Genomic DNA, 21,815 nt, shown 5'->3' with positions numbered 1-21,815 from the left:
TTCATATTATCTTCCCATATGAATTAAAAGCACCGAAACATCACTAGGCGACACACCGCTAATGCGGGATGCCTGAGAAATAGTTACGGGTCTTATTTTTTTCATTTTTTCTCTTCCTTCGTAAGAAAGTGATTTAATTTTATCGTAATCGAAATTTTGAGGGATTTTTACATCCTCTAAACGATTAAGCTTATCAGCATTGTTTTTTTCCTTTTCAATATAACCGGAATACTTAACCTGTATTTCGGCTTGCTCAACAACTTCTTTATCTAATTTGTGTTCGTTAATATATTCCCTAACTTTTTCAAACTTTAAAATATCATCAAGTTCAATTTGCGGTCTTGAAAACACTTTAAACATTTTATCCGGCTGACTCATTAACGAAGATCCTTTTTCTTCAAGTATCGAGTTAGCCTCTTCCGGCTTAACGCTGGTTTCTTTGAAAAAGTTTACGAAAGCGTGAGATTTCTCTCTTTTACTTTCCATTCTTTTTAATCGATCTTCTTCAGCTAATCCAATTTCATATGAAAGCGGAGTTAACCTAAAATCGGCATTATCCTGACGAAGTAAGGTTCTGTACTCGGCACGCGAAGTAAACATCCTGTATGGTTCTTCTGTACCTTTGGTAATTAAGTCGTCAATAAGTACCCCAATGTAAGCTTCGTTACGTTTTAATATAAACGGATCTTTGTCGTGTACTTTTAGGTGAGCATTAATACCAGCCATCAGTCCTTGTGATGCGGCTTCCTCATATCCGGTAGTACCGTTTATTTGTCCGGCAAAATATAAATTTTCCACCAATTTAGTTTCAAGCGTATGTTTTAACTGTGTAGGTGGAAAATAATCGTATTCTATAGCATACCCCGGACGGAAGAATTTTACATTCTCAAAACCGGCTACAGAACGCAGAGCTTTAAACTGAACATCCTCTGGCAATGAAGTAGAGAATCCATTTACATAAACTTCTACCGTATTCCATCCTTCAGGTTCAACAAAAAGCTGATGACGGTCTTTATCTGCAAATCGGTTAATTTTATCCTCTATAGACGGACAGTAACGCGGCCCTAAACTTTTAATTCTACCATTAAACATTGGCGAACGGTCAAAACCTTCACGAAGTACATCATGAACCAGTTCTGAAGTGTAGGTCATATGACACGATCGTTGATGCACTAATGGTTTAGTTATATCCAGATATGAAAACTTATCTGGGTTTTCATCTCCCGGTTGTTCTATCATTTTACTGTAGTCAAGAGAACGTCCGTCAACACGAGGTGGCGTACCTGTTTTCATACGTCCGGCTTCAAAACCTGCCTTAACTAAATCTTCGGTAATTCCATATGAAGCACCCTCTCCTGCTCTACCCCCTCCAAACTGTTTTTCCCCAATATGGATTAAACCATTCAGAAAAGTTCCGTTTGTCAGGACAACCGACTTAGATTTGATTTCAATTCCAAGAGATGTTTTTATACCTGCTACTTTACCATTCTCTATAAGTAAGCCGGAAACCATTTCCTGATAGAAATCCAAATTAGGAGTTTGTTCCAACATCAATCTCCACTCTTCAGCAAAACGCATACGGTCACTTTGTACCCTCGGACTCCACATAGCAGGCCCTTTTGATTTGTTGAGCATTTTGAACTGGATTGCTGTCTTATCAGACACAATCCCAGAGTACCCTCCTAACGCATCAATCTCGCGTACAATTTGACCTTTGGCTATACCACCCATTGCCGGATTACACGACATTTGCGCAATGTTTTGCAGGCTCATGGTAACCAAAAGCGTTTTTGAACCCATATTAGCAGCGGCAGCGGCAGCCTCACTTCCGGCATGGCCTGCACCCACTACAATTATATCATATACTTCTTGAAACATTTTAATTTCTCCTATCTTGTTCCACGTGGAACGCTAAAAAATTTTCCTCTCGCTCTAACGTTCCACGTGGAACATTATATATTTTACTCTAAAAATTCTTCGTGTTCCACGTGGAACACGAAATATAAAAGATGCTTGATTTACTGTTCCACGTGAAACATTAACGAATCACTTTACCTGTAACTATAGCACCATCATTTAAAAAAATGCGGTACAAAATTAGACTATTATTTGGTAATGTACAGCTATAAGTGTCAGAATTAACAATAGTACTATCTATTAGTCTGCCTGAAATATCATAAAATTGTATACTGGAGATACTATTGTTAATTGAATTAAAATAGGTGGTTTCGCTTTGAGAATAGACAATTAAGTCATTACTCATCTCATACTTATCTACATTAAGATTAGCTGGCTGAAGCCTTGCCATTACTTTAGTTATTTCACCATTGACCCTATAAAACTCTCCACCTATCATAATTTTACCATTAGATAAAGGTAACACAGTTGATATAAAAGATGTATCATATCCAAATTCTTCAGAAACACCACCCATGTCAAAGTTTGAATTTAAAGTACCATCTGAATTAAGCAAAACAAAATCATCAATAGAAGAACCATAAAACGAATCAAATTTTCCCGAAAAATATATACCATCATTATGCTTAACTAATTCATATCCAAAAAAAGGAACGTTTTCATACGGATGATTATACAAAGGGAAAGACTCGTCGATACTACCATCTACATTAAACTTTAATAAAATATACTCATTAGAATTAAGATAAAATCTACCGGCTACGAGTAACTTACCATCATCTAAAATTAACATAGAATTTATTTCATAAACAGAAAATTCTAAATTGGAAAAATCAGTATGAATTGAACCATCATTATTAAGCAATATAAATCTATCATCAAACAAATCAGTAACCTCTACTAAAATCTTTCCATCATCAAGTACCGTGAAATTTCTAATAATTAAATCATCAAGTGAATCATCAAGGTTAAAGCTAGTATCTAAAGAACCATTAAAATTTAATCGTAATAACGGATTAGCAATGATATCAAAACTTAGATTTCTAAAGTATCCTGAAATATAAATTTTTGGATCATAAATTGGTCCGTCAGATTCATATAAATCAATTTTAGAAATATAATACACAAGCGATTCGTCAGACAAAATATTGGCATTAAAAGTAGTATCTAGAGAACCATCTAAGTTAACTTTAGCTATATATTTTCTGTCAACACCATTATAAGATGAAAAATTACCAGCGATAATAATTTTATCACCTGCTAATAAAGAATGATCCACATTACCAGAAGATAAACAACTACCACAAAAAAAACTTGAACTTAAACTACCATTCTCATTAATCACAAAAAAACTTTTATTATTAATTCCATAGTAATTAACAGTAGTAATAAAACTAACAAAGATTTTATTATCAGGTAATTCAAGCATAGAAGTTACTTCAGTCTCAGAAAAAATTCCACTTCCCTGATAAAAACTCTCATCAACAATATAGTTTTGAGAAAAAAGTGACGAACTAAATAATAATAAAGCTGGTAAAATTTTGTACATGTAAGGTGAAATTACAATTTATAATTAATTAAAAAAGATTGATTTTCTCGTTTTCTTTAAATCGCATTAAAGCAGAATCCTCATCGGTTTTATCTTTATAACCGCAATAGTGAAGTATGCCATGAGCCATAACACGTTTTAATTCTTCAATAAATTCAGTATTAAAATCGGCTGCATTATCTTTCACTCTCTCAACAGAAATAAAAATGTCACCACTTATAAGGTTACCCATAGTGTAATCGAAACTGATAATATCAGTCAATGTATCGTGATTAAGGAATTCAATATTCTTTTGTAAAAGGTATTCATCATCACAAAAAATGTAGTTGATTTCCCCTTCTGTTTTATCTTCAGAATCTATAATTTTAGAAACCCATTCCTCATAAAGGGTTTCATTTTCCAATTCAAAATCGGTCTCGTAATTAAAACTAATCATTGTTCTTAAAATAGGTTTGTACCCTTTGGTTATAATTTGGGCGCAAAGGTAGACTTTGTCTGTTTAAAATCTCTATGCTATTTAAATATTCTTTAAGCTCATCAGGTATATTGGTAGCGTTGTTCTTATAGTCTTTCGTATTGGTTTGCGACTGACGTTTGTTCTCCTCACCCTGTTGTTGTATAGCTTTATCTAACTTTAAAAGTTCGTACTTAAGATTAAACATTTTATTAAGAGTTTCATTCTTGAAGCCTTTATTTAAAAGTTGCTTTTCTATATCTTTCATCTGTTGTAAAGCTCGTTGGCCATTACCTCCCATACCTTCTTTCTCTAGAGCCTTTTCTAATGCTTCACGCAGTTGTTGTTGTTCTTTATAAATTTCTAAAAGATCTCCTGCTTCACCTTCACCGCTGGTTCCGCCCTCCCCCGTTTCACCAGGTTTCTTTCCACTTTTACTGTCACCGGGTTTATCCCCTTCGTTCTGCCCTTTTTGCATTCCTTTCTTCATCTGTTCAGAAAGTCCATTCTGTTTCTGTATAATATCCTTAAGCTGCATGCCTCCCTGCCCCTGACCTTTTCCTGGTTTAGACTGACCCATACCAGAACCCTGCATCTGCATTTGCATATTGTTTAAAAGATCACTCAAAAAATCGGCTAGTTTATTAGCAGATGTAATAGCATATTGCTGGTTAGAAACACCGCGTGGAATTATATTTTCAGCAAGATCATTTAATGCTTTGTCAACGTAGTAATGAACATTTCCAACCTCTTCGGTAATCTCCTCGGTGATTTTAGGGTTACGTAAAGACATAGCAAAAAGGCTATCGTCAACATGACGGAACTGTTGCTTTAAGTCCTGTTGTTTTATAAGGTATTTACTAAAGCTTGGTGAACCAGAACTTGTATTTTTAAACTGATTCATTACATCTTCCTGAGAAAAAGAATAAGCTAAAAGGTTATCCAGAATCTGACGTAACATTTTTACATCTTCCTCTAACATATCCATACCTCCGCTCATCATGGACTGCATCATTTGCCCACCCATTTGTTTCATTTTTTCACCTGCCGATTTTTGTTTTGGTGAAGCTCCCTGCTTATTGTCCTGCTGCAACTCATCGGTTGCCTTTTGCATATCTTCTTCTATATTCTCTTCTTCATTTTTATCAGTAGGAATATCCATAGGCTTTTTAAGTTCGTCGTTTGCTTTTTCAAGCTCACGCATTTCTTCCTGAAGCTTATCAAATTCCTTATTTATCTCTTCCTGTTTCTCGGCAGAATTATCTTTATCTTCCGATAATTGCTCTTGTTTTTCACCAAGTTTTTGAAGTTCATCTGCTATTTGTTCTGCTTTCTTTTCTACATAATAACGCTTGGTAAGTTCAACCAACTGCTCTAAACTTTTTGTCTGACTCTTCGACTTCTGTTTGAATTTTTCCATTTTATCAAACAGTTCTTCCTTCTCCATTTTCTCGGTAAGCTTTTCAAGTTCTGATAAAAGCTTTGCATTTTTTTCGGCCTCTTTCTCCTGCTTTTCCAAACGCTTCATCAATTCCTCTTTGTTTTCATCCTTCTTTTCCGGGTTGAATTCCTCAAGGTTATCGTTAAGCTTTTTGGAAAATTCTTTCATTTGCTCTTCCAACATTTTCTGCCTGTTTATAAAATCTTCAACCTTTTTAAGGTCTTTATATTCTAACGCAGATTTTTCCTTATTCAGTTTTTGAAGTTTGTCAAGATCACTAAGCTGTTTGTCCTGATTTTTAATTGATTTTTCAAGACTGTTTATATTACTATTCTGCTCCTGTAAAGCCTTATTTTGTTTTTCATCATCGGTTAATTCTCTGTGAGAAAAAACTGAAGACTTACTGCTCTTGTAATTATGGATGGCATCGTTATCAAATACTTCAAAATAGTATTCATAACTAACCCCCTGCTTAACATCAAGCCCTTGTGGAAATGTATAGAAAAATCGGTCAAAGGTTTCCTTCTTAACCGGTAATACTATTTTCTTAGCATTGTCAGGATTACCCTGCGCATAATATACAACCTGCAATTTGGTTAGTCCATAATCATCGGAAACCTGACCTAAAATCACTTCATTTTTTAAATTCAAACTATCGGGAGCTGTACTCACTTCAATAGTTGGATACTGATCTTTTATTGTAGTAATTGCATACTGTAATTTTTCATGATGCTGAACTTTATCATTGGAAGTCATTATCTGATAATCGATGTTACCCAATATACTTTTGCTTATTGAGAAAACATTATCAGTATTTGTAAAAAGTAAGTTCTCATCTTTGCCTACCCATTCAATTTTATTGGTAGCCAAAGCACTTACTTTCCAGGTTACTTTAGTCCCTTCGGGTACTACAGCGTTTCCTGTTCCACGAATAACTTCAGCTTTTTTATGAAGGTAAGACGGAAAATTAAGCTGCATTTCGAAATTTGATATCGTTGGTACAGCTACAACAGCCAGTTGATATTCCTGAGAAGTAACATTATTAGCAACTAACTGAAAATCAATATTTTTAAGAGGTTTTTCAAAAGTATATTCAAAAACTCCGGTTTCAGTATTTTCTAAATAGTAATTTTCATCACCAATAGTAATCATAGTATTCTCAGGTACAATGTTACCAACTATTTTAACTCTTAAAGTAAAATCAGTTCCCTGTTGAGCAGTAAGTGAATTGTTTACAATGACAAATTCAAAGGGTGCCGGTGGCGTGTAATGCTTGTCATAATGCACTACTCTATCAAAACTTTGTGTAAATATGGAAGAATTTCCACTAAGTGTAAATACTAAAATTAATAAAACCGGTATCGCTGCATAAGGCAGGTATTTTAAATTCTTTTTAAAATTAACCGCATTAGCAAAAGGTACAGGCTGTAAGTTTTTTGCTTTCTGTTCTATGGAAGCCAATAACAATTCTGACTCATGGGAAGATTTTGATAACTGAAGAAAATTGGTAAGCTTATCACTTACTTCAGAAAAATGATTTCCGATGATAGACGAAGCCTCATTGTAATCTATACCCTTCTGTAGTTTGAATAATTTAAAAACAGGAAAGAGTATGAAGCGAAATAACAAAAATATTTCGACAGCTATAAACATCCAGAAAAGCATAGTTCGCCAACTGGTAGACAGCCATAAAAAATATTCTACGAGTAATGTGAATATAAAATACAGCAGTCCCAGCCCCATAAAAAAGATACTTCCTTTTATTAACTCGTTAGTATAGTACTTCTTAATAAAGCCTTCAAGCTTATTGAAAATAATGTTTTTTGCTTCCAAAATGACAGTCGATTGTTAATAACTGATAAAAATACAATTTCTGCCGGATAATTAAACGTAAAATCCTACTTTCTGTAGATTCAAATTTTTAAGTTTAGCATTTGATAATTAAGTATTTACATGTAATAATTAAATATGTCGCTTATTTGGGTGTTATTGAAAATATCATAATTGTATCTTTGCACCTAAAATTTATTAACAATGTCCAAACAAGTTCGTGTACGTTTTGCACCAAGCCCAACAGGGCCATTACACATTGGAGGGGTAAGAACAGCCCTTTTTAATTACTTATTTGCTAAAAAAAATAACGGTGTTTTTTACCTGAGGATAGAAGATACCGATCAAAACCGTTTTGTACCGGGAGCAGAAGAATATATAATTGAAGCCCTTAACTGGTTAGGTATACCATTTGACGAAGGTATTGGGAAAGAGGGTAAATATGGTCCGTACCGCCAAAGCGAACGTAAGGAAATGTACAGGCAATATGCTGAACAACTTATTAATACAGGCTGGGCATATTATGCTTTTGATACAGCAGAAGATCTTGATGCTTTAAGAAAACAGGAAGAAGCAGAAGGAAAAACATTTATATATAATCATACCAATAGGGATAAACTGGATAACTCATTAAGAATTAGTAAAGAGGAAACAGAAAAAAGAATCGCTGCAGGTGAAGATTATGTTATTCGTTTTAAAATACCGGTAGGAGAAACATTATTCCTTAAAGACATTATTCGTGGTGATGTGAAGTTTGAGACCAATCTTTTAGATGATAAGGTATTATTTAAAAGCGATGGTATGCCTACCTATCACCTTGCAAACATAGTAGATGACCACCTAATGGAAACCAGCCATGTTATTCGTGGTGAAGAGTGGTTACCTTCCCTACCCCTGCACTCATTACTTTACAGAGCATTTAATTGGGAAGCTCCGGAATTTGCACACTTACCGTTAATACTTAAACCTGTAGGTAACGGTAAATTATCTAAAAGAGATGGTGATAAAATGGGATTCCCGGTATTTCCGCTTGAATGGACCAATGCAGACGGAAGTAAGTCATCTGGTTACAGAGAAGAAGGATTTTTACCGGAAGCTGTTGTTAATTTCCTTTCATTGTTAGGATGGAACCCAGGTAATGATCAGGAATTATTCACACTGGAAGAACTGGTACAGTCATTCGATTTAGAAAGAGTACATAAAGCTGGTGCAAAGTTTGACCCTGAGAAAAACAAATGGTTTAACCATCAATATTTCATAAGGCAGGATAACAGCACATTAGCTTCACAATTTAACCATACATTAGTAGAAAAAGGTATAAACAAACCTCCGGAATTTGTAGAACAGGTTGTTGGACTGGTTAAGGAGCGTGCTACTTTTACAAGTGAGTTATGGGACTTAAGTGACTTTTTCTTTACGGCACCAACAGAATATGATGATAAAGCCAAAAAGAACTGGAAAGAAGATACAGGGGCGCTTTTAAGCGAATTGAGCGAGGTTATTAACAATACTATGGATTTCTCTTCACAAAACTTAGAAACGGTTGTAAAAGCCTGGATAAGCGAAAAAGAAGTAGGAATGGGTAAAGTTATGCAACCGCTCCGTTTAAGCCTTGTAGGCTCATTAAAAGGGCCTCATTTGTTTGATATAATGGCATTAATTGGAAAAGAAGACACTTTGAACAGGATTAAAAAAGCCGTTGAAACACTATAAATAAAAAAAGCTCCTAAAATTAGGAGCTTTTTTTATGACTATAATTTATCTAAAATATTTTATAGTAAAGTGTAAAGCTAACAGAACTTAGCTTACCCTTAAAATCAGGACCGGTATAAAGATTATATTGGTCTCTTTCATTATTTTCAACACCAGACAAAGCGTTTGTTAAACCAAGGTTATATTTAATCGAAGCCCTAAAATCATTAAATCCGCCAACAATACCAAAAGAAGTGCTTAAATTAAAGTCAGGTACGCCTTGAAAACTATTCTGAGTCAATCCATATTCATAAGTTTGATTTGTTGTACTGGCTCCTTTAGCCGGAGTCCATTCACCATTGGTTATTCCAACTGTTAAACCAGCCTGAGGACCAAAAAAGACTTTATTATACTCAGGCTGAATGATATAGTAATTAAACATAAAATTCATATCAATAGTATCTACATTATATTTTTGATTACCTGAATCTGTAAAATCAGAAGATACCCCAGATACATAAGGTAAAGACAAAACATTACGCGAGTAAAGTATACCGAACTCATAGTTAAAATTAAGATTGTAACCAAAGTTAATAGCAGCACCAAGATGATATCCTATAGATCCGTCTGCTGTTAATTGGTCTGAATTCAATGAAGCCTGATTAATACCGGCAGCAAGAAAAACACCTTTTGGCGCTTGAGCATTTGCATAAAAACAAATGAATAATAAGAAAAGAAAATAGTTCTTTTTCATGATAAAGTATGGTTAAAAATTAAATTAGTTTTTACAGTCAAAATAAACAGGATGAATAAAAAAATCTATAATAAGCTCCTGACTACGAGAATATTCATTCAGTTTTTTTACTAATTCAGTACAATCATTAAAGTGATTTTTAATCATTTTTACAGCTTCATTTCTCTTTTCATTATTTTCATCATTTAGTCTCTCAGTAAAAGTAGATTCTAAAATGGTATTGTCATTTTCATCCAGAATTAAATAGGTAACATAATCAATACTAGATAATTTTTTTACTACTGTCTTAACAATACAAACAAGCTTCTTATTCTTAGATTCTGCCAGTACATAATATGCAGATGGCTTTTTATTACCATCAATGTAAAATGTTTTAAATAAGTATTCACCCAGTACAAAGTATTTGAAGTCTTTAAATTTGACATATTTTTGCCAGTCTATTCCAGGTAATCTATAACCTACTCTTTTGTCAATTAAATAGATATAAAAGCTATTATCATTAATAATAATCTTTTCATCTTTTTGCGTAATCAAATATGAATTTTGTCCATAGGTCATAAAACCAAAAAGTAATAGGAAAAACAGGTAAACCTTTTTCATAATAAATTTTAAGAATATTCCTGCAAATATAAAATATATTATAAAATTTGAAAGCCTCTGTAACAAGAGGCTTCTTTATTATACTAATAGTCGTATCTTAACAAAAATAAATCAACTAATCATGGGAAACGTTTTTTTATATGTATTACTGTTTATAGTATTCATATTATTTCTATCATCATTCTTTACCGTTAAACAGCAAACAGCTGCTATTATAGAGCGATTTGGTAAATTCGGGAGTATACGTCATGCCGGACTTCACTGGAAAGTACCTTTAATAGACAAGATTTCTGGAAGAATAAATCTTAAAATTCAACAGCTTGACGTAATTATTGAAACCAAAACCAAAGAGAATGTATTCGTAAAAATGAAGGTTTCAGTACAGTTCAAAGTTATTCAGGAAAAAGTATATGAAGCTTTTTATAAGCTGGAATATCCACACGATCAAATCACATCATACGTATTTGATGTTGTTCGTGCAGAGGTACCTAAACTAAAACTTGACGATGTTTTTGAACGTAAGGATGATATTGCAATTGCAGTTAAAAGAGAACTTAACGATGCAATGACCACTTATGGTTATGACATTATCAATACCCTTATTACCGATATTGATCCGGATATTCAGGTTAAAAATGCGATGAACCGTATTAATGCTGCCGACAGGGAAAAATCGGCTGCAGAATATGAAGCGGAAGCACAAAGAATTCGTATTGTAGCTAAAGCTAAAGCTGAGGCAGAAAGCAAAAGATTACAGGGACAGGGTATTGCCGACCAAAGACGTGAAATTGCAAGAGGACTTGTAGAAAGTGTTGATGTACTTAACAAAGTAGGTATCAACTCTCAGGAAGCATCGGCACTTATTGTTGTAACACAACACTATGATACACTGCAGTCTATAGGTAGCGATACTAACTCTAACCTTATCCTTTTACCTAACTCACCACAGGCAGGTAGTGATATGCTAAACAATATGGTAGCATCATTTACGGCATCAAACCAAGTAGGTGAAGCGATGAAAAATGCTTCAAAAAAGAAGAAAGATGACGATTCTAACAGGTACATAGAACCTGAAACTGACTTTGATAACGACGAAGATTAAAATAGAAAAGAGCGGCTAAGTAAGCCGCTCTTTTTATTTAAATATCTTTTTAAACAACATGGTTAATGCCAGGCTTTTTAAAGGGCCGGCAAATAAACCAAGAATGTTTAATATCCGTTTTGGTGTATCCCCTATTATATTTTTAAGCTGAAGGCTTTCTTTAGTTTCTTCAACTTCCTTGATTAACTTATGGTACGCAAGATCTTTTTCAACCTTTAGTATTCTAAGATCTTTATTAATCTCTTCGTAACTATTGTATATTTTTGATTTCATGGCTAATCGTAATCTTTAAAAAATATTCGTGAAAAATTAGCCAGTAAAGGTCCCTCGGTAATCTTATCCTGATAATAGTATACTATAATGGCCAGTATTAAATAAATACCGCCTACTATAAGGAATCCGTAGGCCATATTATCTAGGGCATAACCAATACCGATTGCCGCGGCTATCGAGAAAAATAAAACAACAAGTAACAACATTATGCCTAAAAGTATAACCTTAAGCATCATAGATGTTGATTTCATGAGGATTTTAAAACCCCATAGCTTGTAGTACTGTACATTAGCATCCAGTAACTCCTTTGCCTGGTTTTTTAAATCCTCAGCATTTTCTTTTATTTCCTCAAATGCCATATAACTAATTATTTGTTTGCAGCAGCTTTTGCCGTTCCTTTAAGCTCTTCTAATTTTTTCTCAAGTGTAGCAATGATATCTTCCTTCTTTTGCTCAACTGTTTCAACCAAATGGTCAAGCCCAGACTGAAGGTCTGCCTGAGAATGTCCGAACTTACTTTTTACCTGTTCAGAAATTTCATGAAGCTTATCTTTAATTTCATCTCTTTTATGATCATAACCATCTTTTATTTTTTTTCTGGTTTTTGATCCTTCATCCGGAGCAAATAAAATTCCTACACAGGCACCTATTGCAGCTCCTACTAGTACAGCTACTGCTGTTTCTGTTTTACCAGCCATAATTTATTGAATTTTTAGGTTAATAATTATAAAGGTAAAGACTTTAACATTTGTAGGATGTTAATGTGTAGTTAATTGAAGGCTAAATAAAACACAAATTTAAATTAACGAGATATAAAGCAGTTTTACAGCATGTACCTTACAATTACCTTTCCTACAAAAAAAAATGTGTTACAATTAATTTATGTAGATCATTTTTAATAGTAGTCATTTATAATAATTACCATAATAATAGTAATTATATATAATAAAAAACTCCGAATGTTATTCGGAGTTTTAATAGATAATATTTATATCCTTTATTCTTTACTTTCTAATTTTGCCCAAGTGTCTCTTAAGCCAACTGTTTTGTTGAAAACAATTTTTTCGGCTGTAGAATCTCTGTCAACACAAAAATATCCCAAACGTTGGAACTGGAATCGGTCACCATCTTTAGCTTCACTTAAACTTGGTTCCAAATATCCTTTTATAACCTCAAGCGAGTTAGGGTTAAGGTAACTCTTAAAGTCAATTTCCTTATCACCGTCAGGATTTTCGTGGGTAAATAACCTGTCATAAATCCTTATTTCTGCTTCAAGAGCATGTTGTATTGATACCCAGTGAATAGTACCTTTTATCTTTCTAAGACTGGCTTCAGTACCGCTTCCGCTCCTACTGTCAGTATCATAAGTACAGTGAATTTCGGTAATGTTACCATCAGCATCTTTTACAACACTTTCACCTTTAATGATATAAGCATTTTTAAGACGTACTTCCTTACCAAGCGTTAAACGGAAATACTTTCTGTTTGCCTCTTCCATAAAGTCTTCTCTTTCAATATATAATTCTCTTGAAAAAGGAACTTTTCTGAAACCTGCACTCTCGTCTTCAGGATTGTTTTCGGCATCAAGCCATTCTTCCTGTCCTTCAGGATAGTTAGTAATAACAAGCTTAACCGGATCTAAAACAGCCATAACCCTTGGTGCAGTTTTGTTAAGGTCTTCCCTTACACAAAACTCCAATACAGAAACATCTACAAGATTAGTACGCTTAGCAATACCAATAGTATCGGCAAAGTTCCTGATAGCCATAGGAGTATAACCTCTTCTTCTCATACCTGATATGGTAGACATCCTTGGATCATCCCATCCTGTAACATGACCTTCCTGTACAAGTTGAAGCAATTTACGCTTACTTACTACTGTATGACTCAGGTTTCTGCGGGCAAATTCACGCTGTTTAGGGCGCATGGATTTGTTATCATGAATCTGATCCAGGAACCAATCGTATAACTCCCTGTGCATAAGGAATTCAAGCGTACAAAGCGAATGAGAAATAGATTCTACATAATCACTTTCGCCGTGAGCCCAGTCGTACATTGGGTATATTTTCCAGTCATTACCTGTACGGTGGTGCTGCTTGTGCAGTATCCTGTACATAATAGGATCACGCATAAGCATATTTGAAGAAGCCATGTTAATTTTAGCTCTTAAAACATGAGTACCTTCCGGGAATTCACCATTCTTCATTTGTTCAAAAAGCTCCAGGTTTTCTTCTACAGAACGGTTTCTGTATGGGCTTTCGCTACCCGGCTGAGATGGTGTTCCCTTTTGTTTTGCCATCTCCTCAGACGACTGACTGTCAACATAAGCCAAACCTTTTTTAATAAGTTCAACAGCCCAATCATATAGTTGCTGGAAATAATCAGATGCATAACGCTCTTCGGCCCATTGGTATCCAAGCCATTCTACATCTTTCTTAATAGCGTCTACATACTCCTGCTCTTCTTTGGCAGGGTTTGTATCGTCAAAACGAAGGTTAACCGGTGCATTATAACGCAATCCCAATCCGAAATTAAGGCATATAGAGCTGGCATGCCCTACATGCAAATATCCGTTTGGTTCCGGCGGAAAACGAAAACGCAGGGATTCCCTGTTCATTCCGTTTGCCAAATCTTCCTCAATTATCTCCTCTATAAAATTTAATGATCTTTCTCTGGTCGACATATCCTGTTAATAATAAGATTGCAAAGGTATTAAAAAAGACGGTTTTTTTAGAATATTTAAAACACTATAAAAGACTAAGAAATTGTATTTTTACAGCAATATTTTATACTTGCTATGGGAATTATTAAACTTACCAATATACGTACCTTTTCTTACCACGGTTGCCTGGTGGAAGAAAGTAAAATAGGTTCTGACTACAGTGTTGATCTTGAAATAAAAGCCGACCTGAGAAAATCAATGGAGACTGATGAACTGACTGATACCGTTGATTATGTTCATCTTAACAAAATAGTTATGGAAGAAATGGCTATTCGATCTAAACTTTTAGAGCATGTAGCTAAAAGAATTGTAAAGCGCGTTTTTGATGAAATACCTTCGGTTTCAAGAATTGTTGTGGGAGTTTCTAAAATCAATCCCCCTATTGGTGGGGATGTACAGGCGGTAACTGTACAAATTGAAGAGTACCGTACCTAAACTTTTCATTAATAATAACTTATACTAAAATAAAACATTATATATTGCGATAACTTTGTATAAAGTTTAATTTTACTGGTAAATTTTCTTGCGTTACTGCAAAATATATGTAAATTTGCCAACCATAACCAAAAGGGCATCGTGGCCGAGGGGCTTAGGCACAGGTCTGCAAAACCTGCTACAGCGGTTCGAATCCGCTCGATGCCTCCACAAAAAAAGCTATCATTTTCATGATAGCTTTTTTTATTTTATGTAGATTTTTAATCAGTTATTTTTTATTCTCCAGCTTGTCAAAAGCCTCGTCCATTAGTTTCTTTTCTGCCGGAAACCAGCCCTGTATTAATAGAGCAAATCCAAATATCATAAGGATGATACTTATACCTTTTTTTATTTTAGAAATGTTACTCATGGTAAGTTTACTTCTTAGCTGTTTTGCCAACATAATTTTACCAATATCAATTAACAGATAAGTACATATAATAGCAGTAAAGAATATAAATATTCTGGTTGGATCTAAATCTAATTGCGGTCCCCAAGTGATGATAATAGCCAGCCAGAATCCCAATACACCTATATTAATAAAATTAAGCAGGAAACCCTTTGCAAACAGGCTGAAATAGTTCTTCTTAATAATATCACGGGAGGTATCATCTATAATCTCATTTTTAGCCGATTTATTGATCTTGATAAATGAAATGATACCGTATGTAATCATAATGAGCCCGCCAAAAGTAAATAAGGCAGGCTCATCTTTAATATTTTGAAGTAATTTATAACTACTGAAATAAGCTATAAGAATAAAAATAATGTCTGAAAATATAGCACCAAGATCAAATGCCAATGCAGCTCTAAAACCTTTAATTACACTGGTTTCCAGCAGTACAAAAAAAACTGCTCCCGGCATAATACTTAAAATGAAACCTATAGATACGGCGCTTAAAATATCCTGTAACATCAACTATAATTATAGTGATGCAAGTTACTATTTTAAATTTTTAAATAAAAACAACCGTACTAAAGATAAATGTAAATCAAAGGGATACTAATTATTTTACAATGGTAATTTCAGCAGTACTTGCCTTAGTTTCATTTACCTTTTTAGGGTTACCGTGTATAGCTAATTCAGCACCCGATGCTACTACTGCATTTACCACACCGGTGGCATAAACAGAAACCTCGGCGCCCGATGCTACATAAGCTGCTGTATTTTCTGTTTTAAGCTTACTGGCATTAAGTTCACAACCACTTGCAGCATGAATATCCAGTTGTTTAGCATCACCTTTTAATATAATTTCAGATCCAGAAGAAGCTGCCACACTCATATTTTCGGCATAAACAGAACAGTTCAGTTCGGTACCGCCATCAACACTTATCTGTAAATTCTTTGAAGTGATTGTACCTTTTACTAACATTTCTATTGGTCCCGAAAGAGCAATTTCATCAATAGGTCCGTTAAAATAAATAACTACTTCTGCAGTAGAACCCGAATTACTTAAAGCAAGATCGCCTTCATCAGAATTTACCTGTAATGTATCTTCACCTTCAGCAATAACCAATTTATTTTCTGAAGATTCAATCATTCTTACCTCTAGATTTCCACTTATGGCAAGTTCCCTGAAACTTTTAATTTCTACTGTTTTTTGTGCATTTGCAAACTGAAATACTGCAACTGCTGCAATTAAGAATAACTTTTTCATGTCCTTTAAAATTAGTTGATCATTTACATAAAGACAGGTTTGTATATCAAACTGTTACAGTTAAGCTAAAAAAAATCCCGATAAACCTTACCGGCTTATCGGGATATATTATTTTTAATCAGATAATTAGTTACATAACATTGATATTGCCACCTATATTATTGGTTTTGTTTACCTGCTTAGGATCACCATAAATATCAATATCACCACCTCCTGTAGTTTTAGCATCTACAAAATCAGTAGCAAAAACATCGGCCTCCCCTCCTGCTGTTATACTTACAGAAGTTTGGGCTGTATTAAGATCTTTAGAGTTTAGAATACCTCCCGAATTAATACTAACATCATGGTTAGAAGCCTTACCGTTAATGGTTATTATAGCACCCGATTTAATTTTACTTTTAAGTTTATCAACATCCAGATTCAGTTTAATTTGAGCTCCCTCTTTTGCATTAAGCTCAAAGGCAACTGCTTTAAAAGTATCTTCAGATGAAACATAAGCACCTTCACTGGCTTCTACCTGGTCTACATATTTGTAATACAATGTAACCGATATATCATCACCCTGAAGGAGTTTGGAAAACTTCATTCTTATTTTTACTTCATCTTTCTTGTTTACAACTTCCACATCCTGAGAATCATGACCTGAAATAACAATCTTGTTCTCATTTGATTTCACCATTAAAACATGAATCTGGTCGAATACCTTTACGGTAGAAAAATCCCCCAGATTTCTGGTTTCCTGAGCAAACAGGCTACCCGAAAAAAGCAATAAAGCCACAATTAGTTTTTTCATGATATATTAATTTTTGATTGATTACTCTTTCTTACCGAGGTACTGAAAATCAAGCTGCTTTTTCACCAAATCGGCATTTTTTACCTTAACGTAAACCTCGTCCCCCAGCTGTAATAAATTCTGGCTAACCTGCCCTACTAAAGCATATTGTTTTTCATCAAAAGTGTAATAATCATCGTTTATTTCCCTTATGCGACACATGCCTTCACATTTGTTTGAAACGATCTCAACATATATACCCCATTCGGTAACACCCGATATTACACCTAAGAACTCCTCGTCTTTATGATCCAGCATGTACTTAACCTGCATATACTTAATACTGTCACGTTCGGCATTAGCTGCAAGGTTTTCCATATCTGACGAATGTTTGCATTTCTCCTCATACTCCTGCTCATCTACAGATTTACCCCCATCCAGATAATGCTGTAACAATCTGTGTGCCATAACATCAGGATAACGACGAATTGGTGAAGTAAAATGCGAATAATAATCAAACGCCAGTCCGTAATGACCTATGTTATCAGTAGAATATCTTGCCTTACTCATACTACGAATAGCCAGTGTATCCACAAGGTTTTGTTCTTTTTTACCCTGAACTTCAGCTAAAAGATTATTAAGCGATTTAGATATCAAATCTTTTGACTTGAAGTTGATATTATAACCGAATTTTGATATAACCGACTGTAAGTTAAAAAGTTTATCTTCATCCGGTTCATCGTGAATACGGTATACAAAAGTCTTTTTAGGCTGTTGCTTACCAATAAATTCTGCCACTTTCCTGTTGGCCAATAGCATAAATTCCTCAATAAGGTGATTAGCATCTTTAGCTACTTTAAAGTACACACCGGTAGGTTCGGAAGCTTCATTAAGGTGGAACTTTACTTCTACCTTATCAAACGAAATTGCACCATGCTGCATACGCTTTCTGCGTAATATTTTAGCCAGCTCATCTAGCTTAATAACAGCATGCTGTATATCACCGTTTATTTGATACTCCTCCCCTGTTAATGATATTTCCTGAGGAATGGTATTTCCTTTGGTTTCAATAATATGCTGAGCTTCCTCATAAGCAAAACGCTGATCAGAATAAATAGCCGTACGACCAAACCATTGGTTAACAACTTCTGCTTTCTCATTAATTTCAAACACTGCAGAGAATGTATATTTCTCCTCATGCGGTCTTAGTGAACACGCAAAGTTAGACAGTACCTCGGGTAACATAGGTACTACCCTATCTACCAGATATACCGATGTTGCCCTGTTAAATGCTTCTTCATCCAGTAGCGTACCTTCTTCAAGATAGTATGATACATCGGCAATATGGATACCTACCTCATAGTTACCGTTTTCCAGTACCTGGAACGATAGTGCATCATCAAAATCCTTAGCATCCTTAGGGTCAATGGTAAAGGTTAATACCTTTCTCATATCCCTCCTGTTAGCAATTTCCTCTTCCTTGATAGAAGTATCAATCTTTTGAGCATACGCCTCAACATCTACAGGAAAATCGTAAGGAAGCCCGTATTCGGCCAAAATAGCGTGTATCTCGGTATTGTGTTCACCAGGGCGTCCAAGTACTCTTAAAACCTCTCCAAAAGGACTGTCTGCCTTCGCAGGCCAGTCGTCTATCTTTACCAGTACCACATCCCCGTCCTGAGCGTTGCCCAGTTTGTTTTTAGGAATAAAAATATCTGTATACATTTTAGGGTTTGCCGTACTCACAAAAGCAAAGTTCTTCTGGATGTCAATAACTCCCACAAATTCTACCCTTGCTCTTTCAATAATCTCAACTACCTCACCTTCAGGTCTTCTCCCTCTCCTACGGTTATAAATATATACCTTAACCTTATCGCCGTCAAGGGCTTTATTAAGGTTACCTGTAGGTATAAATACATCGTCTTCAAGTTCATCACTCACAAAGTAGGCAGTCCTCCTGCTGGTCATATCTATCTTGCCTTCAATATAATCGGCTTTAGATACAACCCTGTATTTGCCTCTCTCTACTTCTTCAATCGTTTCTTTGGAGGCAAGAAATTTCAACTCTTTAATAATCTCGTTTCTGCTTTTGGTATCGTTTAGTTCCAGTGCAGCAGCTATCTGCTTGTAGTTAAATAGTTTATTTGGATCTTTAGAGAGTATTTTAAAAATTTTCCTGGAAAAGTCTTTTTCCCTTTTCACAGACGGTTTTCCGTTTCTTTTTTTACTCATATATAGTTTAAATATTGCTGAAAATTACGAATTACTTATAGAATAGTTAGTACAATTAATGAAATAATAACTATTTACTTACTAAATTTATACGGAGAATACTGAATCTCATTTACGTATGAAGGACTTTATCACAGCCGCCGTGTTTAGCTATCCGCACGAAATAGCCATCCTGAAGCACTTATTAACAGAAGCCGGAATAAACTTCTATTTCGAGAACGAAACCATTACAGCCATAGCTCCGCTTTACTCCCATGCCCTGGGCGGAATCAAACTCAAAGTTCACACTAACGACTTAGATACCGTAAAAGAGATACTCAAAAACTTAGAAGACTCAAATAATCTCAAAATTGTATAGCGTAAAAGTTATTAAGGTTTTCAACATACATTAAAAACAATAAAGCCTTTTTTAAAATTTTAAAAATTAAATGATGGTTATTATTGCTTGTTAATAGTAGGGATAACTTTTGGCTAATTTGTTTTTTCAGCGAGTTATACAATTTTATACAAAGGTATCAACAAAGTTAAGAAATTGTAAATAATTAGTAATAAAGGTTTTCCTAAAAATAAGGTACAGGTTATTAACAATGGTTAATTATTGTTTTTTAATTGTTTTGTTTGAAAACTTACGCTGTTGATTACTGTTAATAACCCCTGTTAACCTTTTCATAACTTTCAAAGAAATTCTAAGAAATAAATTTGGTTTTAAAAGTTAGGTTTTTGATTACAAAATTTATCGTTACACTTTTAAAAAACTTTCTTTTTTCTGTTGTTAACTTATTAACAATAACTGTTAAAATTTAACTACTTAGTTTTCAGTACACTTACATATTCTATTAACAATTCAATATTTTAACATATTTATAAAACGTAACTATACTGAAAATCAGGCATAAAACATAAAAACCCTTTTAATAATATTACAGATGCCTAAATCTTGGTAACTTTGCAGCAATAAGTTTATTTATAAATACATTTTAAAGTATGAAAATTTCAATAGGTAACGACCACGCGGGTCCTGATTACAAAAAAGCTATTGTAAAGTACCTGGAAGAGAAGGGTATAGAAGTTATTAACCATGGTACAGACACTTTTGACAGTGTAGACTATCCTGATTTTGTACACCCGGTTGCCAATGATGTTGAAAACGGTACTGCCGATTTTGGTATTATTATATGTGGTAGCGGTAACGGTGTTGCCATGAGTGTTAACAAACACCAGAAAATTAGAGCGGCACTTTGCTGGATTAAAGAAATTGCGGCGCTGGCGCGCCAACATAACGATGCTAATATTATTAGTATACCGGCACGGTACACTTCTATACAGCAGGCTGTTGAAATGGTAGATACTTTTTTAAATACCGAATTTGAAGGCGGCAGACACCAAAACAGAGTAAACAAAATACCTTGTTAATAACATAAAATTGTAGTGAGCAGGCACCATCATAATCATAGAATACACAAGCATGAAATTGAAGGGAAAAATCTGCTTTTTTCCATACTGCTCAATACACTAATAACAATAGCCCAGGTTGTGGGAGGGATAATTTCCGGCAGCCTGGCTTTGCTTTCAGATGCGCTGCATAACTTTAGCGATGTCCTTTCGCTGGTAATTAGTTATGTGGCACATAAACTTTCCCGTAAAAAAGCCACCATATCCCAAACCTTTGGGTTAAAACGATCAGAACTGGTTGCGGCTTTTGTCAATTCGCTTACCCTTGTTATTGTTGCCTTTTATCTTATTTATGAGGCTATTACACGCTTTTTTGATCCGGTTATTATTAAGCCGGGGCTTGTAATTTGGTTCTCCATACTGGGTATTGTGGCAAACGGACTTTCGGTACTGCTGTTAAAAAAGGATGCCAATCATAACCTGAATATGAAATCGGCTTACCTACACTTATTAACAGACATGATGGCATCTATAGCCGTGCTCGTAGGCGGACTCATGATGCATTATTTCGAAATGTATTGGGTAGATGCCGTGCTTACACTTATTATTGCCATTTACCTGGTTGTGGTAGGGGTAGACCTGTTAATAAAGTCGACAAAAATGCTCATGCTGTTTACGCCCGAGTTTATAGATATTAAAGCCATAGTTAGGGAAGTCCACAAAATTGAGGGTGTTAATAAACTGCACCATATCCATGTATGGCACTTAAACGAAGAGGAGCTGCACCTGGAAGCGCATTTAGACTGTACACATGATATTACGCTATCGCAGTTTAATATACTGTTGCAGGAAATAGAAGAGGTAGTGTATGATAAATTTGGTATTAACCACGTTAACATACAACCTGAGTTTAAAAAGGAAGATCCTAAGGATTTTATTGTGCAGGATTAGGAA

At 34.6% G+C, this 21,815-nt stretch carries 20 protein-coding genes and 1 tRNA gene; 7 read left to right on the top strand and 14 right to left on the bottom strand.

Annotation, left to right across the window (positions count from 1 at the left end):
• Window positions 1-6: 6 nt before the first annotated feature.
• From mnmG to V3Z67_RS14600, 4 genes are all read right to left on the bottom strand, one after another.
• Entirely contained in the window at window positions 7-1,878 is a 1,872-nt protein-coding gene (mnmG, locus tag V3Z67_RS14615) for a tRNA uridine-5-carboxymethylaminomethyl(34) synthesis enzyme MnmG (protein WP_330444014.1), read from the bottom strand.
• A gap of 160 nt (window positions 1,879-2,038) precedes the next feature.
• Entirely contained in the window at window positions 2,039-3,466 is a 1,428-nt protein-coding gene (locus V3Z67_RS14610) for a delta-60 repeat domain-containing protein (protein WP_330444013.1), read from the bottom strand.
• Window positions 3,467-3,494: 28 nt separating this feature from the next.
• Window positions 3,495-3,902, bottom strand: a complete 408-nt coding sequence (gene ybeY / locus V3Z67_RS14605) for an rRNA maturation RNase YbeY (protein WP_330444012.1) — start codon at window positions 3,900-3,902, stop codon at window positions 3,495-3,497.
• A complete protein-coding gene (locus V3Z67_RS14600) occupies window positions 3,895-7,194 on the bottom strand; it encodes a hypothetical protein (RefSeq protein WP_330444011.1) in 3,300 nt (1,099 codons plus the stop codon). The genes ybeY and V3Z67_RS14600 overlap by 8 nt, the downstream gene beginning before the upstream one ends.
• A 201-nt stretch (window positions 7,195-7,395) precedes the next feature.
• Between V3Z67_RS14600 and gltX the strand changes: the two genes are divergently transcribed.
• On the top strand, window positions 7,396-8,904 hold the full coding sequence (gene gltX, locus V3Z67_RS14595) for a glutamate--tRNA ligase (RefSeq protein WP_330444010.1): 1,509 nt from the start codon (window positions 7,396-7,398) through the stop codon (window positions 8,902-8,904).
• Window positions 8,905-8,953: 49 nt separating this feature from the next.
• Here gltX and V3Z67_RS14590 read toward each other — a convergent pair whose 3' ends face one another.
• Entirely contained in the window at window positions 8,954-9,637 is a 684-nt protein-coding gene (locus V3Z67_RS14590) for a hypothetical protein (protein ID WP_330444009.1), read from the bottom strand.
• 24 nt (window positions 9,638-9,661) lie between these two features.
• Window positions 9,662-10,237 (bottom strand): hypothetical protein, encoded by a 576-nt coding sequence (locus V3Z67_RS14585; protein WP_330444008.1) that lies wholly within the window; start codon window positions 10,235-10,237, stop codon window positions 9,662-9,664.
• A 121-nt stretch (window positions 10,238-10,358) separates the two neighbouring features.
• On the opposite strand from V3Z67_RS14585, the gene V3Z67_RS14580 reads away from it, so the two are divergent.
• Window positions 10,359-11,339, top strand: coding sequence for an SPFH domain-containing protein (locus V3Z67_RS14580; RefSeq protein WP_035131724.1), 981 nt, complete (start codon window positions 10,359-10,361; stop codon window positions 11,337-11,339).
• Between the two features lie 33 nt (window positions 11,340-11,372).
• Here V3Z67_RS14580 and V3Z67_RS14575 read toward each other — a convergent pair whose 3' ends face one another.
• From V3Z67_RS14575 to V3Z67_RS14560, 4 genes are all read right to left on the bottom strand, one after another.
• Window positions 11,373-11,612, bottom strand: a complete 240-nt coding sequence (locus V3Z67_RS14575; protein ID WP_330444007.1) for a DUF6327 family protein — start codon at window positions 11,610-11,612, stop codon at window positions 11,373-11,375.
• Window positions 11,613-11,614: 2 nt separating this feature from the next.
• The gene (locus V3Z67_RS14570) at window positions 11,615-11,971 is read right to left on the bottom strand and encodes a phage holin family protein (RefSeq protein ID WP_330444006.1); all 357 of its coding nucleotides are present in this window, start codon (window positions 11,969-11,971) and stop codon (window positions 11,615-11,617) included.
• An 8-nt stretch (window positions 11,972-11,979) separates the two neighbouring features.
• A complete protein-coding gene (locus tag V3Z67_RS14565; protein ID WP_035131719.1) occupies window positions 11,980-12,309 on the bottom strand; it encodes a YtxH domain-containing protein in 330 nt (109 codons plus the stop codon).
• A gap of 299 nt (window positions 12,310-12,608) precedes the next feature.
• Entirely contained in the window at window positions 12,609-14,294 is a 1,686-nt protein-coding gene (locus tag V3Z67_RS14560; RefSeq protein WP_330444005.1) for a glutamine--tRNA ligase/YqeY domain fusion protein, read from the bottom strand.
• Between the two features lie 114 nt (window positions 14,295-14,408).
• On the opposite strand from V3Z67_RS14560, the gene folB reads away from it, so the two are divergent.
• On the top strand, window positions 14,409-14,768 hold the full coding sequence (folB, locus tag V3Z67_RS14555) for a dihydroneopterin aldolase (protein ID WP_330444004.1): 360 nt from the start codon (window positions 14,409-14,411) through the stop codon (window positions 14,766-14,768).
• Window positions 14,769-14,903: 135 nt separating this feature from the next.
• A tRNA-Cys gene (locus V3Z67_RS14550) sits at window positions 14,904-14,978 on the top strand.
• 58 nt (window positions 14,979-15,036) lie between these two features.
• Here V3Z67_RS14550 and V3Z67_RS14545 read toward each other — a convergent pair.
• From V3Z67_RS14545 to rnr, 4 genes are all read right to left on the bottom strand, one after another.
• A complete protein-coding gene (locus V3Z67_RS14545; protein ID WP_330444003.1) occupies window positions 15,037-15,723 on the bottom strand; it encodes a LysE family translocator in 687 nt (228 codons plus the stop codon).
• A 91-nt stretch (window positions 15,724-15,814) separates the two neighbouring features.
• Window positions 15,815-16,465 (bottom strand): GIN domain-containing protein, encoded by a 651-nt coding sequence (locus V3Z67_RS14540; protein WP_330444002.1) that lies wholly within the window; start codon window positions 16,463-16,465, stop codon window positions 15,815-15,817.
• Between the two features lie 130 nt (window positions 16,466-16,595).
• Entirely contained in the window at window positions 16,596-17,258 is a 663-nt protein-coding gene (locus V3Z67_RS14535; RefSeq protein WP_330444001.1) for a head GIN domain-containing protein, read from the bottom strand.
• 21 nt (window positions 17,259-17,279) lie between these two features.
• A complete protein-coding gene (rnr, locus tag V3Z67_RS14530) occupies window positions 17,280-19,469 on the bottom strand; it encodes a ribonuclease R (protein ID WP_330444000.1) in 2,190 nt (729 codons plus the stop codon).
• 118 nt (window positions 19,470-19,587) lie between these two features.
• On the opposite strand from rnr, the gene V3Z67_RS14525 reads away from it, so the two are divergent.
• The 3 genes from V3Z67_RS14525 (at window position 19,588) to V3Z67_RS14515 (ending at window position 21,812) form a co-directional block, all read left to right on the top strand.
• The gene (locus V3Z67_RS14525) at window positions 19,588-19,827 is read left to right on the top strand and encodes a DUF2007 domain-containing protein (RefSeq protein ID WP_330443999.1); all 240 of its coding nucleotides are present in this window, start codon (window positions 19,588-19,590) and stop codon (window positions 19,825-19,827) included.
• Window positions 19,828-20,453: 626 nt separating this feature from the next.
• The gene (gene rpiB, locus V3Z67_RS14520) at window positions 20,454-20,882 is read left to right on the top strand and encodes a ribose 5-phosphate isomerase B (RefSeq protein WP_330443998.1); all 429 of its coding nucleotides are present in this window, start codon (window positions 20,454-20,456) and stop codon (window positions 20,880-20,882) included.
• 15 nt (window positions 20,883-20,897) lie between these two features.
• Window positions 20,898-21,812, top strand: a complete 915-nt coding sequence (locus tag V3Z67_RS14515; RefSeq protein ID WP_330443997.1) for a cation diffusion facilitator family transporter — start codon at window positions 20,898-20,900, stop codon at window positions 21,810-21,812.
• Window positions 21,813-21,815 lie beyond the last annotated feature (3 nt).

Origin of the sequence: Flavobacterium sp. C4GT6 (assembly GCF_036347315.1) — a bacterium.
Taxonomy (GTDB): domain Bacteria; phylum Bacteroidota; class Bacteroidia; order Flavobacteriales; family Flavobacteriaceae; genus Flavobacterium.
Note: the sequence above shows the minus strand (reverse complement) of the source record. Positions and strands in the feature narration are given on the sequence as shown.

What these genes read in the sequence shown, in the direction of transcription:
- V3Z67_RS14545 (WP_330444003.1), bottom strand. Translation starts at nt 15,723, where the DNA reads ATGTTACAGGATATTTTAAGCGCCGTATCTATAGGTTTCATTTTAAGT.
- V3Z67_RS14610 (WP_330444013.1), bottom strand. Translation starts at nt 3,466, where the DNA reads ATGTACAAAATTTTACCAGCTTTATTATTATTTAGTTCGTCACTTTTT.
- folB (WP_330444004.1), top strand. Translation starts at nt 14,409, where the DNA reads ATGGGAATTATTAAACTTACCAATATACGTACCTTTTCTTACCACGGT.
- V3Z67_RS14565 (WP_035131719.1), bottom strand. Translation starts at nt 12,309, where the DNA reads ATGGCTGGTAAAACAGAAACAGCAGTAGCTGTACTAGTAGGAGCTGCA.
- V3Z67_RS14580 (WP_035131724.1), top strand. Translation starts at nt 10,359, where the DNA reads ATGGGAAACGTTTTTTTATATGTATTACTGTTTATAGTATTCATATTA.
- rnr (WP_330444000.1), bottom strand. Translation starts at nt 19,469, where the DNA reads ATGAGTAAAAAAAGAAACGGAAAACCGTCTGTGAAAAGGGAAAAAGAC.
- V3Z67_RS14525 (WP_330443999.1), top strand. Translation starts at nt 19,588, where the DNA reads ATGAAGGACTTTATCACAGCCGCCGTGTTTAGCTATCCGCACGAAATA.
- V3Z67_RS14535 (WP_330444001.1), bottom strand. Translation starts at nt 17,258, where the DNA reads ATGAAAAAACTAATTGTGGCTTTATTGCTTTTTTCGGGTAGCCTGTTT.
- V3Z67_RS14560 (WP_330444005.1), bottom strand. Translation starts at nt 14,294, where the DNA reads ATGTCGACCAGAGAAAGATCATTAAATTTTATAGAGGAGATAATTGAG.
- V3Z67_RS14585 (WP_330444008.1), bottom strand. Translation starts at nt 10,237, where the DNA reads ATGAAAAAGGTTTACCTGTTTTTCCTATTACTTTTTGGTTTTATGACC.
- mnmG (WP_330444014.1), bottom strand. Translation starts at nt 1,878, where the DNA reads ATGTTTCAAGAAGTATATGATATAATTGTAGTGGGTGCAGGCCATGCC.
- V3Z67_RS14540 (WP_330444002.1), bottom strand. Translation starts at nt 16,465, where the DNA reads ATGAAAAAGTTATTCTTAATTGCAGCAGTTGCAGTATTTCAGTTTGCA.
- V3Z67_RS14570 (WP_330444006.1), bottom strand. Translation starts at nt 11,971, where the DNA reads ATGGCATTTGAGGAAATAAAAGAAAATGCTGAGGATTTAAAAAACCAG.
- V3Z67_RS14590 (WP_330444009.1), bottom strand. Translation starts at nt 9,637, where the DNA reads ATGAAAAAGAACTATTTTCTTTTCTTATTATTCATTTGTTTTTATGCA.
- ybeY (WP_330444012.1), bottom strand. Translation starts at nt 3,902, where the DNA reads ATGATTAGTTTTAATTACGAGACCGATTTTGAATTGGAAAATGAAACC.
- V3Z67_RS14575 (WP_330444007.1), bottom strand. Translation starts at nt 11,612, where the DNA reads ATGAAATCAAAAATATACAATAGTTACGAAGAGATTAATAAAGATCTT.
- gltX (WP_330444010.1), top strand. Translation starts at nt 7,396, where the DNA reads ATGTCCAAACAAGTTCGTGTACGTTTTGCACCAAGCCCAACAGGGCCA.
- rpiB (WP_330443998.1), top strand. Translation starts at nt 20,454, where the DNA reads ATGAAAATTTCAATAGGTAACGACCACGCGGGTCCTGATTACAAAAAA.